The 12,459-nt window shown below is 67.7% G+C and carries 12 protein-coding genes; 1 reads left to right on the forward strand and 11 read right to left on the reverse strand.

The genetic code is table 11. The features are described from left to right. Positions 1 to 84: 84 nt before the first annotated feature. Positions 85 to 1,017: a DUF5655 domain-containing protein gene (locus tag AC5I49_RS13000; protein WP_495789470.1), complete on the reverse strand. Its 933-nt coding sequence runs from the start codon at positions 1,015 to 1,017 to the stop codon at positions 85 to 87. A gap of 499 nt (positions 1,018 to 1,516) precedes the next feature. On the opposite strand from AC5I49_RS13000, the gene AC5I49_RS13005 reads away from it, so the two are divergent. After that, positions 1,517 to 1,984 (forward strand): MarR family winged helix-turn-helix transcriptional regulator, encoded by a 468-nt coding sequence (locus tag AC5I49_RS13005; RefSeq protein ID WP_192368523.1) that lies wholly within the window; start codon positions 1,517 to 1,519, stop codon positions 1,982 to 1,984. Between the two features lie 16 nt (positions 1,985 to 2,000). Here AC5I49_RS13005 and AC5I49_RS13010 read toward each other — a convergent pair whose 3' ends face one another. The 10 genes from AC5I49_RS13010 to AC5I49_RS13055 are packed head-to-tail and all read right to left on the reverse strand — an operon-like array spanning position 2,001 to position 12,453. After that, positions 2,001 to 2,729, reverse strand: coding sequence for an SDR family oxidoreductase (locus tag AC5I49_RS13010; protein WP_192368524.1), 729 nt, complete (start codon positions 2,727 to 2,729; stop codon positions 2,001 to 2,003). Continuing rightward, positions 2,726 to 3,532, reverse strand: a complete 807-nt coding sequence (locus AC5I49_RS13015; protein WP_495789471.1) for a cyclase family protein — start codon at positions 3,530 to 3,532, stop codon at positions 2,726 to 2,728. Before AC5I49_RS13015 ends, AC5I49_RS13010 begins: the two co-directional genes overlap by 4 nt. 1 nt (position 3,533) lies before the next feature. Next, complete coding sequence (locus AC5I49_RS13020) at positions 3,534 to 4,787, reverse strand: SDR family NAD(P)-dependent oxidoreductase (protein ID WP_495789472.1); 1,254 nt, start codon at positions 4,785 to 4,787, stop codon at positions 3,534 to 3,536. Beyond that, positions 4,784 to 5,962, reverse strand: a complete 1,179-nt coding sequence (locus AC5I49_RS13025) for a thiolase family protein (protein WP_192368527.1) — start codon at positions 5,960 to 5,962, stop codon at positions 4,784 to 4,786. Before AC5I49_RS13025 ends, AC5I49_RS13020 begins: the two co-directional genes overlap by 4 nt. A 2-nt stretch (positions 5,963 to 5,964) precedes the next feature. Next, complete coding sequence (locus AC5I49_RS13030; RefSeq protein WP_495789473.1) at positions 5,965 to 6,954, reverse strand: Bug family tripartite tricarboxylate transporter substrate binding protein; 990 nt, start codon at positions 6,952 to 6,954, stop codon at positions 5,965 to 5,967. 18 nt (positions 6,955 to 6,972) lie between these two features. Next, the gene (locus AC5I49_RS13035) at positions 6,973 to 8,595 is read right to left on the reverse strand and encodes an ATP-dependent acyl-CoA ligase (protein WP_495789474.1); all 1,623 of its coding nucleotides are present in this window, start codon (positions 8,593 to 8,595) and stop codon (positions 6,973 to 6,975) included. Between the two features lie 8 nt (positions 8,596 to 8,603). Beyond that, positions 8,604 to 9,095, reverse strand: a complete 492-nt coding sequence (locus AC5I49_RS13040) for an aromatic-ring-hydroxylating dioxygenase subunit beta (protein WP_192368530.1) — start codon at positions 9,093 to 9,095, stop codon at positions 8,604 to 8,606. After that, complete coding sequence (locus tag AC5I49_RS13045; RefSeq protein WP_192368531.1) at positions 9,092 to 10,447, reverse strand: aromatic ring-hydroxylating dioxygenase subunit alpha; 1,356 nt, start codon at positions 10,445 to 10,447, stop codon at positions 9,092 to 9,094. Before AC5I49_RS13045 ends, AC5I49_RS13040 begins: the two co-directional genes overlap by 4 nt. 4 nt (positions 10,448 to 10,451) lie before the next feature. Continuing rightward, a complete protein-coding gene (locus tag AC5I49_RS13050) occupies positions 10,452 to 11,420 on the reverse strand; it encodes a Bug family tripartite tricarboxylate transporter substrate binding protein (protein WP_495789475.1) in 969 nt (322 codons plus the stop codon). Positions 11,421 to 11,451: 31 nt separating this feature from the next. Then, positions 11,452 to 12,453, reverse strand: coding sequence for a PDR/VanB family oxidoreductase (locus AC5I49_RS13055; protein ID WP_495789476.1), 1,002 nt, complete (start codon positions 12,451 to 12,453; stop codon positions 11,452 to 11,454). Between the last annotated feature and the right edge of the window lie 6 nt (positions 12,454 to 12,459).

Genomic DNA, 12,459 nt, shown 5'->3' on the forward strand with positions numbered 1-12,459 from the left:
TTTGGTCTAAGCCCGCCCCATCATCACGGAGGGCCGACGGAAAACCAAGCCGGCTATCGCCATCCGGAAAGCCGGGCCAACTCCTCATCCTTCCACATACGCCCGCTCCAGCAACGCCTTCGCCCGCTCAAGATCCCCCGCACTACGCAGACACAGCTCCAAATCCCCTGTCCCCCAGTGCCCGGTCTGCCGCACGTCGCGGCTGAAACCTTCCTCCAGCGTCACGGTGTCGGGGTCCAGTTTCAGCATCACCAGCATCTTGTTGGGGTACATCACCACGCTGGCAAAGTTTTTGAGCTTGCGGAAGGCGACGTAGAGCTTGAGCTGCTTTTCCGTCACATCGTCGCCCAGCGCAAACACGAATGAGCGCACATCGGCATACAGGGCCTGAATGTCCGCAGTCGCGCCTTGCAGCTGTTCGGCAAAGCTTTTGTCTTTGCCTTGCGGCTTGGAGGTGATGGGGCTGGCATCCACCGAAGAAGACTTGGCAGTTTCCGTAGCCGGTTCGACCACCGTCTGCGTGTTCACCAGCTCCAGCAGCAACAGGTCTTCGCCAAAGCGTTTGTAGCGGATCAGCTCGATATTGCGTGGGATCTGCTGCACCGCGTGCTGGTCGTAGCGCGTGAAATCCGCAGCGATGCACAGCAGCCGGGTGCCCGACCATTCCACGCTGTCCGCCACGTCCTTACCCAGCCTTTCCATCACCAACCAACGGAATTCGGCCTTGTGGTCCAGCAGCCAGTCCAGGTAGAACAGCCCCTGGTTGATGACGTTCTCGTTGCTGTGCCGCTTGTATTCGATGATGACGGGGCAGTTGTTCTCGTCCAGCCCCAGCGAGTCGATACGGCCGCGGTGCGTCTTGCCGGTGGCGTATTCCGTGGCCAGGAAGCGCACGCCCAGGAAGGTTTCCATTTGGCCTTCGATCAGTGTCTGCAGATTGCGCTCCAGCGCTACCGCCGTGGCGGCCAATTCGGTGGCGGTGCCGCCTTGCAGACGGAAAAGCTGGATATCGCTCATGCAAAGACCTTTGGAGCCAAGCAGCAGGCACTGGTATTGATCTGGCCGATCAATGACAGTTGCTGCATTGGCGATGACTTGAAGGGAAAGGCCATTGCGTCAATGGCGGGACAAGTCTACAAGAGGCACTTGCACAAGGGCGACACGCCCAGCTACCCCTGCCCAAACTCCTCAACCAGGGCAGCGACACCCGACCGGCTCGGGTTCTCGTTCAGCCTGATCTTTGATGAGAGCGAATGAGAGCCAGATAAGAACCCTCGCTCAGACTTAATAAAAATCAATGACTTAGCCTCTTTTTGCAGATGCATGCTCACATCAATTGAAGAGAGCTGCCGACGAGAGCGCATGCACGCTTGACCGATCCATGCGCAGACAGCAACGCTGCGCCCCAGCACCTGAGCGAAGCCATGACGCAGAAGATGCAAAATCCCCAGCCAGATGAACCCTCTATTTTTCACATCGTCTGCCACCCCGCACCTCGGCTCACAAAGGTACCGGCATGGATGAGGACCCGCAGGACGAGCACGACGCAGCGCTGCCCTTTGTCGAGGACTACCTGCCGGCGCTGCTGGCACAGGCCAGCAAGCTGATTTCGGCGGAGTTCCATGCCGTGGTCGAGGCCGAGGGCTTTTCGGTCACGGAGTGGCGCATCCTGGCCTCGCTGACCGGTTCGCAGGGCATCAGCACCGGGCGGCTGGCGCAGATCTCGGTCACCAAGCAGCCCACGGTCACGCGGCTGCTGGACCGCATGGAGGCCAAGGGCTATGTGGAGCGCTTCGCGCACGAGAGCGACCGGCGCCTGACCATGGTGCGCATCGCGCCGGCCGGCCAGGCCACCCTGGCCGACCTGATCCGCAAGGCCAAGGAGCACGAGCTGCGCGTGCTGCAGCCCTTTGGCCTCAAGCGCGCTGAGGCCCTGAAGGTCACGCTGCGGCGCATCATCGAGCTGCACCTGCCGCCTGGCTGAACCGCTGTATCGACAGCTACAGCGCGAGGCTGCCGACGCTGGTGCCGCCGCAGACATACAGCACCTGGCCGGTCACGAAGCCGCTGGCCTCGTCGGCAAAGAAGGCCACCGCACGCGCCACATCGGCGGCCTCGCCAAGCCGGCGCACGGGTACGGAGGCGGCCAATTGGCGCTCCTTGTCGCTGCCCTGCTCCACCACGTCATAGAACATGTCGGTGCGGATCGGCCCCGGCGCGACCACGTTGACCGTGATGCCCTCAGGCGCCAGCTCCAGTGCCCAGGTGCGCGCCATGCCCAGCATGCCGGCCTTGGTGGCCGAGTAGCTGGTGCGCGTGGCCAGACCCAGCGCCGCCCGCGAGGACAGCAGCACCACGCGGCCGAACTGCCGCTGGCGCATGGCAGGCAGCGCGGCCTGCAGCATCTGAACCGCACAGCCCAGATGCAGGTCGACCAGGGCATCCAGATCCGCGAGTTTCACCTGCGGCAGCAGCGCAGCGCGGATCACGCCAGCGTTGTGCACGATGGTGGTGACCTCATGCTGCTGCACCATGGACTGCACGGCCTGGGCCGTGGCGGCACGGTCAGCCAGGTCGACCTCGATGCTGTGCAGCCGTGGATGGTCGATTCCGGCACGCCGCCGCGCCAGCGATACCACCTCGTAGCCCTGGTCCAGCAGTTGCTCGCAGACCACCTTGCCGATGCCCGCACTGCCGCCCGTCACCGCCGCCACCTTGTTCGTCTTCATGCCCTGACCTCCACCAGCGCCAGTACCCGCAGCGGGCTGCCGCTGCCGTTTTCTATCTTCAGTGGCGCAGCCACCACCAGCGCGCCTGTAGGCGGCAATTGGTCCAGGCGGGTCAGGCATTGCAGGCCGTACTTGCCCGCACCGTGCATCAGCGAATGGCAGGGATAGGGCGGGCGCAGGTGATAGCCCTGCCCCGCGTCCGTGCCTATGGCCTCGGAGCCAAAGCCCAGCACGTCGCGCTGCTCGACCAGCAGGCGCACCGCCTCCGTGTCCGGCCCTGGCGTGTGCTGCCCGGTGGCGTCGAAATTCTGGAAGGCCTGGGCATCGCGCGCCTGCGACCAACGCCTGGACCAGTCGGTGCGCATCAGCACCCAGCTGCCGGCCGGAATGCGGCCATGCGCAGCCTCGAAACGCTCGATGTCTTCCACGCCCATCAGATAGTCGGGATCGGTTGCGACCTGCGCGCTGCAATCGATCACGCAGGCCGGAGCGATGAAATGCTGCGCGGGAATGCTGTCCACGGCGTTGTTGGGCAGGTCGCGGCCCGAGATCCAGTGGATGGGCGCATCGAAATGCGTGCCCGTGTGCTCGCCACAGGAAAAGTTGTTCCAGTACCAGCCCGGCCCGCGCTCGTCATAGGCCGATATCTGCTCGATGCGAAAGGGCTGGCACTGGCCCACTTCAGGGGGCAGGGCAATGGTAGGGAAATCAGGGCTCAGCGTCTGGGTCAGGTCGACGATGCGGATGCGTCCGGTGGCCAGGGCCAGCGCCAGGCCGGCCAGCAGATCGGGGGAAGTGGTCATGTCAGTGTCCTCCTGCGGCAAGTTCGCGTTCCAGTACCTTGGGGTCGTGGCGCCAGCGCTGGTGCCACTCCTGGGCCACGTCGCCGGGATAGAGGTCCTCCACGCCACTCTGCAGCGCGCGCACGATGGCCGAGGCCAGTGCGGCTGGCGCCAGCTTGGGTGGTGGCAGGTTCTGGTTCCATTCATCGTCGATAGGCCCAGGGAACACATTGACCACGCGGATGCCCGCGGGCTGCATTTCGGCGCGCAGGCACTGTGCCAGCGACAGGGCAGCAGCCTGGGACGCCGAGAAGGTGCCGTGCGCGGGGAAATTGGCCAGCGCATAGACCGACAGCAGATTGACCCATGCCGTCGCATGCACGGCACCATCGGCCGAGCGGCCCCTGAGCGCCGGGCCGAAGCACTGCGCCAGCCGCAGCAGGCCGAAGTAGTTGACCTCCATCTCGGCCTTGGCCACGTCGGTGCCACGCCGCGCAGCGATGCCAAAGCCCCGGTGCAGTTCGGCCGTGTTGACCACGATGTCGACCTTGCCGCCGATGCGGCCTGCCAGGGTGCTGACCGAGCGCTCATCGGTCACGTCCAGCGGCACCAGCGTGACCTGAGGCAGGGCCGCCAGTTGGGCCAGTCCCGGCAGTTGCTTCCAGGGTTCGGCATGGCCGACCCAGACCAGGTCGGCACCGGCTTTCACCAGGGCATGCACCAGGGTCTGGCCCACGGCAGACTTGCCGTCCGTCACCAGGACCTTGCGGTACTTCGGGTCGCTGGCCATTTCGCGCAGCAGGGGGTCGTCAGCCATGTGTTCCGTTCCTTTCTCGGGACATCCGATCAGCACCGCCTGGCCAGCACGGTCCAGCCGGGCCTGCACCTGCACACGGCAGGGTTCGGCTCGGACTTCACCATGCAGATGGACCATGACGCTGGGCCCGGCATCCAGCTTCACCATGCCCAGGCGCCAGGGCAGGCGCTCGCGGAAATACAGGTCGTTGCTGTGGGCCAGCGTGGTGGAGGCCAGCAGCACGCCTGCGCCGTCCTGCGGCTGCCAGGGCAGATCGGGCGACAGGCAGCGGTGGCAGGCCTCGCGCGGCGGGTACTGCACGGCGCCGCATTCGGCGCAGACCTGCAGCGCAAAACGCCCTTCGGCGGCAGCGGCCGTCAGCCCCAGCGCCACGCGGCCGCGCGCGGACGGCGGCAGATTGATCTGCGGGGTGCGCAGCACAGGGTTCTTGCGCGCGGGCTTCGTGAATGGCGTTGTCATTCGCTGCTCCCGAGGATCACGGCGCCCGTGCACAGGCAGCGGTCGTAGGTCACCATGCCAAAGCCGCCCACGAGCGCCGTGCACGCACCGGGCACGGCGCGTTCCCCGGCCTGTCCGGTGAGCTGGCGCAGCGCCTCCGTCAGGCCCAGAAAGCCGCCGGCCGCACCCGCCTGGCCGCAGGACAGCTGACCGCCACCGGTGTTGTGCGGAAAATCTCCGGCATGGGTCAAATCATGGGTACGCACGAAGTCCGGCCCTTCGCCCTTGCCGCAAAAACCCAGATCCTCCATCTGCATCATGGCGATCACCGGGTAGTCGTCATAGGTCTGCAGCAGGTCGATGTCCCGGGGCTGGATGCCCGCCTGGGCGTAGAGATCGTCGCGGTCCACTGCCCAGCCGCCACGCAGCATCACCGGGTCGTCTGCATAGGCGTTGTGGCGTTCGATGGCGCCGTGCAGCAGCACATGGGGCAGGCCCAGGTCGCGCGCGCGCTCGGGCGCCATCACGAGAAAGGCCTCAGCCCCCGCGCAGGGCATGACGCAATCGAACAAATGGATGGGCTCGGCAATGGGCCGTGCCGCCATGTAGTCATCGAGCGTCAGGGGCTTGCGGAACAAGGCTTTGGGATTGCGCAGCGCGTTGGTGCGCTGGGCCACGGCGATGCGCCCGAAATCCTCGCGCCGCGCGCCGTGGGTGCGCATGTAGTGCGCGGTGATGAAGGCGAACATCGAGTTCGGCCCACCAGCGCCATAGGGATAGCTGGCATCGCGCGCGAAATCGCTGAACGCACCCAGCGTCTGGCGGAACGAGTCCACATGGTTGGTATCGGCCGCCACGCAGGCCACGACCTGGGCATCGCCGCACTGCACGGCCCGCGCGGCGCGGCGCAGCGCCATCACGCCCGAGGCGCCGCCTGTAGGAATGTGGTCCAGCCAGCGTGGCGACAGGCCGAGGTGCTGGGTCACGCCCACGGCGGTGTCGGGCGCCAGCGAAAAGCTGCTGACCGTCAGGCCGTCGATCTGCGCCTTGGCCAGCCCGCTGCCGGCCAGCAGGCCGCGCATGGCCTGGCCCAGGAAGCGGTGCGCACCATGGAGGCTGTAGCGCTCGTAGGGCACGGTGACGGGCACGGCCAGCGCCACGCCCTCATAGCCTTTGCGTTGCAGGTAGGCGGCCATGCTCAGTCCAGCCGGATACCGGCCGCCTCGATGATGCGGCCGAACTTGAGGGCGTCCTCCGCGATGGTCTGCGCAAACTGCGCGGGCGTGCCGGCCACCACCGTCATGCCCATGCCGGTCAGCAACTCGCGCGTGCCCGGCATTTGCAAGATGGCTGTCAGCTCACGGTGCAGCCGGTCGATGATGGGCAGGGGCGTGCCGGCCGGCACCACGAAGCCGATCCAGGTCTGCAGGTCCACGCCGGGCAGGCCCGATTCGGCCAGGGTCGGCACCTCGGGCAGCAGCGGGCTGCGCGCGGCACTGGTCACCGCCAGCGCGCGCACCTTGCCGCCCTGAAGGTAGGGCATGGCCGGCCCCAGCGCATCGAAGATCAGTGGAACCTGGCCCGCCACCGTGTCAGTCATGGCCGGGGCACCTCCCTTGTAGGGAACGGCCAGCAGGTCCACGCCAGCTGCGCGCTTGAACACCTCGCCGGCCACCTGGGCCGGCAGGGCGCCATGCGCATAGGCCAGCCGGCCGGGCTGGGCACGCGCCGCCGCCAGCAGCTCGGCCATGCTGCGCGCGCCCACCGACGGGTGGGCCGCGAGCACCATGGGCATGGTGATGGCCAGCGTGACCGGCGCGAAGCTCTTGACCGGGTCATAGGGCAGCTTGCGATACAGGCTCTGGTTCATGGCCAGCGTGGCTTCTATGGCCACGAACAGCGTATGCCCGTCCGGCGCCGCCCGGGCTGCCGCCTCGGCCGCGATGAGGGTGTTGCCCCCGGGCCGGTTGTCCACCAGAACGGGCTGCTTCCAGCGCTCGCCCAGGCGAGCCGCCACCGTGCGGGCCACGAGGTCGCTGCCGCCTCCCGGCGGAAAGGGCACGATGATGCGGATGGGCTTGCTGGGGTAGGCATCTTGCGTCCCCGTGCCTGCGGCCGCACCCAGTGCCAGGCAAGCGGTGCACAGCAGCGCGGCCAAAGATCGCGCCAGGCGTCGCAAGGTTTGCATGGTGGTTTCTCCCAGGGGTCAGCGCTTGAGTTGGAAGCCGGCCGCCTCGCGGTCCCAGGTCTGCGCGGTGATGCCGCGCTCGCGCAGCTTGAATTTCTGCACCTTGCCGTTCTCGGTCGAGGGCAGAGCGGCCATGAATTCCAGGTAGCGAGGCACGGCGAAGTACGCCATGCGCGGTTCGCAAAAGAGCAGCAGTTGCACAGGGTCCGGCGCAACGCCCTCGCGCGGCACGATGGCGGCCATGACCTCGTCCTCGGCCAGCTCGCTGCGCACAGGGAACACCGCCGCCACGGCCACGTCCGGGTGGCTCAGCAGCACCTGCTCGACCTCATAGGAGGAGATGTTTTCGCCACGCCTGCGGATCGCATCCTTGAGCCGGTCGAGGAAGGTGAAGAAGCCGTCGGCATCGCGCACCACGCGATCGCCGGTGTGGAACCACAGGTTGCGCCAGGCCTGCACGGTCTGCTCGGGCATGCCGAAGTAGCCGGTGGCGAAGGCAAAGGGCTCGTCGGCGCGCAGCAGCAGCTCGCCGGGCGTGCCGGGCGGCACCTCCCCGTCATGCGCGTCGGCCACGCGCGCGGTGAAGCCCGGCACCACGCGGCCCATGCTGCCGGGGCGCTGCTCGGCACCCAGGCCGATCACGAAATTGGTCTCGGTGGAGCCGTAGCCGTCCAGCAGCCGCATGCCGAAGCGCTCGCCGAACTGCGCATGAAAGCGCGGCGGCACGCCGGGTGCCAGCGCCATGCGCACCCGGTGCGCGCGGTCCAGCGGCGAGACCGGCCGGGACAACAGGATGGGTACCATGGCGCCCAGCACATAGGTCACCGTGGCCCGGTGCTGCGCCAGCGCAGCCCAGAAGCCCGACGCCGAGAAGCGCTTTTCCACCACCAGCGTGGATCCCGTCAGCAAGGCCTGGAAGAAGGCATTCAGGGCATTGGTATGGAACAGCGGCAGCGTGGTCAGCAGTACCTCGCCCTCCCCCGAGCCCGACAGCTCCAGCAGTTGCGCGGTATGGCGGCCCCACCAGTAGAACTGCGCATGCGGGCAGCACACGCCCTTGGACAGGCCGGTCGTACCCGAGGTGTAGAGGATGGCCAGCGTGTCGCCAGGCTGCACGGGTGCAGGGTCTGCGATGGCGTCGGCCGGCACCTCATCCGGTGCCGGAAAAGGGCCGGTGTCTGGCACGGCACCAGGCGGCGGCGGCGCATCGATGCACCACACGCGCTCCAGAGCCAGGCTGTCACGGTCCTCCAGCCCTTGCAGTGCCGCCAGCCCCTCGGCCTCAGCCACGAACAGCCGCGCGCCGCTGTTGGCCAGCATGTGCCGCAGCGAGGGGCCACGCGCAGCGGTGTTGATGGGCACGGTGATGGCGCCTATCCAGGCGCAGCCCAGCAACGCCTGCAAAAACTCGGGACGGTTGCCGCACATCAGGGCCACGCGGTCGCCGGGGCCTATGCCGGCGCCCCTCAGCACCGCGCCCAAGGCACGGGCGGTGCGCAGTGCATCGGCGTAGCTCCAGCGGGTGTCGCCGGCCACGAGCAAGGTGCGGTCGGCAAAGCGTCGGCATTGCTGCTCCAGCATCGCCGGCAGGGTGCGCGCAGCGGGCGCGAAGCTGTCGATCCAAGGGTTGGCACAGGGCATCGCAAGCCTCACATGAACAGTTGCATGTTGCCGAACGCGGCATCGCAGTTGACCAGATCCACGCGCTTGAGCCGCATGCGCAGCGCGCCATCGCCTTGCCGCACCAGTTCGTGGCTGGCCCAGCCCGCATACAGCGTCTGCTCGTCCTGCCGCGTCTCGATGTAGTGGAAGGCCGTGCGGCAGTGGTAGATGCCGGTCGCGTCGTCGCGCGCCGTCACGCGTGGCGTCTGCAGCAGGTGGTGGCAACGGCTGCCGGGCTGTTGCGAGAAGGTGCGCGCCCCGTGCAGGCGCTCTATGCGCACCTGCAGCAGCAGCCGGTCTTCGTACAGCAGCGAGGCATGCAGGCGGGCATCGGTCTGGCCAGGGGCCAGCGGCATCCAGTAGTGGCCGTCGTCGGTGAACAGGGCCAGCCAGTCGTCGTAGCGCAATGCGTCGAGCAAGGCGGCTTCGTCGAGCACGAAGTCGATGAGCTGCTGATCGGTGGGTTGGGCGGGGTTCATGGCCGGGCCTCCTGCGCGTGCATGGCGTCGTGCATGCCGTCCGTCATGAAGCGCACCCAGGCACGCATCTGGCTGCGCATCTGCCATTCGCTGGTGCCGTTGGTCACGGCTTCGCCCTGGTCCTTTTCGGCGGGGTCGAACAGGCGGCCCACGTTCACCCATTGCGAGCCGCGCGAGGCCAGGCCCTGCTGGGCACGCTCGTACATCTCCAGGTCATCGTGGCCCACCACCGAGGTGGGTGCGTTGACGAGCCGGTTGTACATGAGCGTGCGCTCCAGCAGCAGGTCGGGCGCCCCTGCCAGGCGGAAGGTCCAGCTCTCCACCAGCGTCCTGTCGGCCGCCAGCGGCTTGAACAGGCGCAGCGTCTGTATCGGCCCCTTGACCATGAGGTTGGGAAAGTAGACGGTGTTGTGCCGCACCTCGCCCAGAATGCCGCGCGCACGCTCTTCGCCGTAGGCCGCGACCATGCTTTCCCAGTAGCCGGGCGCGGGCGAATATGCCGCATGGATGGAGTCGCTGACACCCGTGTGGCCATGGCCGTTGGGCCATACGCGAATGCCCATGTTCTCGAAGAACTCGTAGGGGCTCACGAAGGGCGCGAACAGCTCCACCGCCATGGGCCGGGGCGTGCCCTCGGGGGCCTGCTGCCAGACCTTGACCGCCGTGCCGGCCGACGACTCGTGCGCCACCATGGGATGGCAGGTGTCGGTCTGGTTGTCCACCAGCATCTTCCAGTTGCAGCGGTGCAGGTAGCGCATGACGCCACCGGCCACCTCAAGGCGCCCCTCGGGCGAGCGCTCGACCATGTTGTCCAACGTGGACAGCGAGGGGCCGAAGAATTCTGCAAAACCTATGCCCTGCGGCCGGAGACGGCAGAAGACGAAGTCTCGGTACACCTCGACGGCGCCCACGGCCACCATGCCCTGGCTGGCCTCGCACGCCTCGAAGCCCGTGTTGTCGTATCCCTTCTTCAGGGGAATGGACAGCAGCCGGCCATCGGTGCGGTAGGTCCAGGCGTGGTAGGGGCAGCGGAAGAACTTGCCCGTGTGGCCGCAGCCCTCGGGGGCGATCTGCACGCCCTTGTGCGCGCAGCGGTTGTAGAGCACCTTGATGCTGGCATCGGTGTGGCGCACCATGACCACGGGTTGGTCGCCCACGGTGGTGGCATAGAAGTCGCCGGGCTTAGGAATCTGGCTGCCATGGCCGACATAGATCCAGGCGCTGGCGAACAGCTGCTCCATCTCCAGGGCGAAGACTTCTTCGCTGGTGTAGCAGTCCTTGTGCACTTCGGTATCACGCACGAGGGCGGCCACCGCCTCGGGCTTGTCGTGGTAGCGGGGGTTGCGGTCCATGGCGTCAGTCCAGGCGGATGTGGGCGTTGCGGATCACGCGGCCCCAGCGCTCGCGTTCCTGGGCGGCGTAGTGCGTGGCCTCGGCGGGCGTGGTGGGCAGTGGCTCGATGCCCAGCGTCTGCATGCGGGCCTTCACGTCGGCGGAATTCAGCGCCAGGTTCAGCGCCTTGTTCAGGGCCTGCACGGTGGCGGGCCGTGTGGCGGCCGGTACCACCAGGGCCTGCCAGGCATAGGCCTCGAAGCCGGGCAGGCCCTGTTCGGCCAGGGTCACCAGATCAGGCATGGACTGCATGCGCTGCGGGCTGGCGACGCCGATGGCGCGTACCTTGCCCGTGCTGATGAAGGGGCCGCCGCTGGAGGTATCGACGAACATGAAGGGCAGCTGGCCACCGGCCACATCGGCCAGGGCGGGCGCGGCGCCGCGGTAGGGCACATGGGTCAGTTGCAATCCCGACCGGCTGCGCAACAGCTCCATCGCCAGGTGGTGGGGGCTGCCCAGGCCCGGGCTGCCGTAGCTGGTGCCTTCGGGCGCATTGCGGGCCCAGGCCAGGAACTCCGGCAGGCTTCTGGCCGGCACGTGAGGCCCCACCACCAGCACCAGTGGAAAGCGCGCGATCATGCCGGCCAGCGCGAAGTCACGTTCGGCGCTGTAGCCCAGCTTGCCGTAGAGAAAGGGATTGGCCGCCAGCACGGCCGAATCCACCGTGGAGACGATGTGCTCCGGGCTGCGCGTGCGCGCCACGTATTCGGCGGCGATGTTCGCGCCCGCGCCCGGCTTGTTCACCACGATGAAGGACTGCTGCATGCTTTTGCCCATGGCATCGGCCAGCATGCGCGCCACCACGTCGGAGCCGCCGCCGGGCGCATAGCCCACGACCCATTCGACGGGCTTGCCGTCATTGGCCAATGCAGCCAGTGCGGCCAGCGGAAGCAGGGCCAGCACAGCCAGCCGCCTCAAGGTTGTGAGCATCATCGGTGTCTCCTCGCATGGGGTGGGTGGGGCCTCAGAGGTCCAGCACCAGGCGCGGTCCCCTGGCGCGCGAGATGCAGATCTGGATCACGTTGCCCGCGGCCTTTTCGCTGGCGCTGAGCACATGGTCGCGGTGGTCTATCTCGCCTTCGAGCACGGGCACGGCGCAGACCCCGCATTCGCCGCGCCGGCAGTCGAACAGCGGATCGCACCCTTGCTCGACCAGGCAATCGAGAATGCTCTGGTCCGCCGCCACGGTGCAGCGCCGGCCGCTTTGCGCCAGCACCAGCTCGAAGGCGTGGTCGCCGGCCTGCGGCAGCGCGGCCGTGAACAGTTCGAACTGCACGCGCTCCATGGGCCACGCACGGGCCTGCGCACCCTGCAGCACGGCATCGAGCAAGGGCTGGGGGCCACAGACATACAGGTGGTCATCGGCCTCGCAGTGGTCCAGCAAGGCGCCCACGTCCAGCGGCGCGCCCTGCTCGTCGTCGGCATGCACATGCAGCGCGTCGCCCAGCAGGGCCCGCAGCTCGGGCAGCAGAGCCATCAGCGCGTGGCTGCGGCCGGCGTAGACCATGCGCACAGGCCTGCCCTGGGCGCGGCAGCGCGCCGCCATGCTGGCCAGCGGCGTGACGCCGATGCCGCCCGCGACCAGCACCGCGCAGCCCATGTGCTCAGACAGGGGGAAATCATTGCGCGGCGGCTCGATGGTGATCTCCTCGCCCTCCTGCAAGGCGTGCATGAAGCGCGAGCCACCGCGGCCTTCGGCGTCCAGCCGCACGGCGATGCGGTATTGGGCCGGTGCGGCGTCGGCGCCGTGGTCCAGCTCGATCAGCGAGTACTCGCGCCAATCTTGCATGCCACTGCCCGGGCCCACCCGCACGCGCAGGTGCGATCCGGCCTCGAACCCGGGCAGCGGCACGCCATCGGCCGCGCGCAGCACCAGCATGCGGATCAGCGGGTTGAGCGGCACGGCCTGCGCGACGCGCAGCGTGAGCGTGGGGGCAGGGGAGGTGGAGTCGGTCGGCTGGGCCATGGGGTA

The sequence above is a fragment of the Delftia sp. genome, assembly GCF_059499305.1.

Bases quoted from the DNA above. Each gene is read 5' to 3' on its own strand.
- AC5I49_RS13000 (WP_495789470.1), bottom strand. From the start codon at position 1,017: ATGAGCGATATCCAGCTTTTCCGTCTGCAAGGCGGCACCGCCACCGAA.
- AC5I49_RS13005 (WP_192368523.1), top strand. From the start codon at position 1,517: ATGGATGAGGACCCGCAGGACGAGCACGACGCAGCGCTGCCCTTTGTC.
- AC5I49_RS13010 (WP_192368524.1), bottom strand. From the start codon at position 2,729: ATGAAGACGAACAAGGTGGCGGCGGTGACGGGCGGCAGTGCGGGCATC.
- AC5I49_RS13015 (WP_495789471.1), bottom strand. From the start codon at position 3,532: ATGACCACTTCCCCCGATCTGCTGGCCGGCCTGGCGCTGGCCCTGGCC.
- AC5I49_RS13020 (WP_495789472.1), bottom strand. From the start codon at position 4,787: ATGACAACGCCATTCACGAAGCCCGCGCGCAAGAACCCTGTGCTGCGC.
- AC5I49_RS13025 (WP_192368527.1), bottom strand. From the start codon at position 5,962: ATGGCCGCCTACCTGCAACGCAAAGGCTATGAGGGCGTGGCGCTGGCC.
- AC5I49_RS13030 (WP_495789473.1), bottom strand. From the start codon at position 6,954: ATGCAAACCTTGCGACGCCTGGCGCGATCTTTGGCCGCGCTGCTGTGC.
- AC5I49_RS13035 (WP_495789474.1), bottom strand. From the start codon at position 8,595: ATGCCCTGTGCCAACCCTTGGATCGACAGCTTCGCGCCCGCTGCGCGC.
- AC5I49_RS13040 (WP_192368530.1), bottom strand. From the start codon at position 9,095: ATGAACCCCGCCCAACCCACCGATCAGCAGCTCATCGACTTCGTGCTC.
- AC5I49_RS13045 (WP_192368531.1), bottom strand. From the start codon at position 10,447: ATGGACCGCAACCCCCGCTACCACGACAAGCCCGAGGCGGTGGCCGCC.
- AC5I49_RS13050 (WP_495789475.1), bottom strand. From the start codon at position 11,420: ATGATGCTCACAACCTTGAGGCGGCTGGCTGTGCTGGCCCTGCTTCCG.
- AC5I49_RS13055 (WP_495789476.1), bottom strand. From the start codon at position 12,453: ATGGCCCAGCCGACCGACTCCACCTCCCCTGCCCCCACGCTCACGCTG.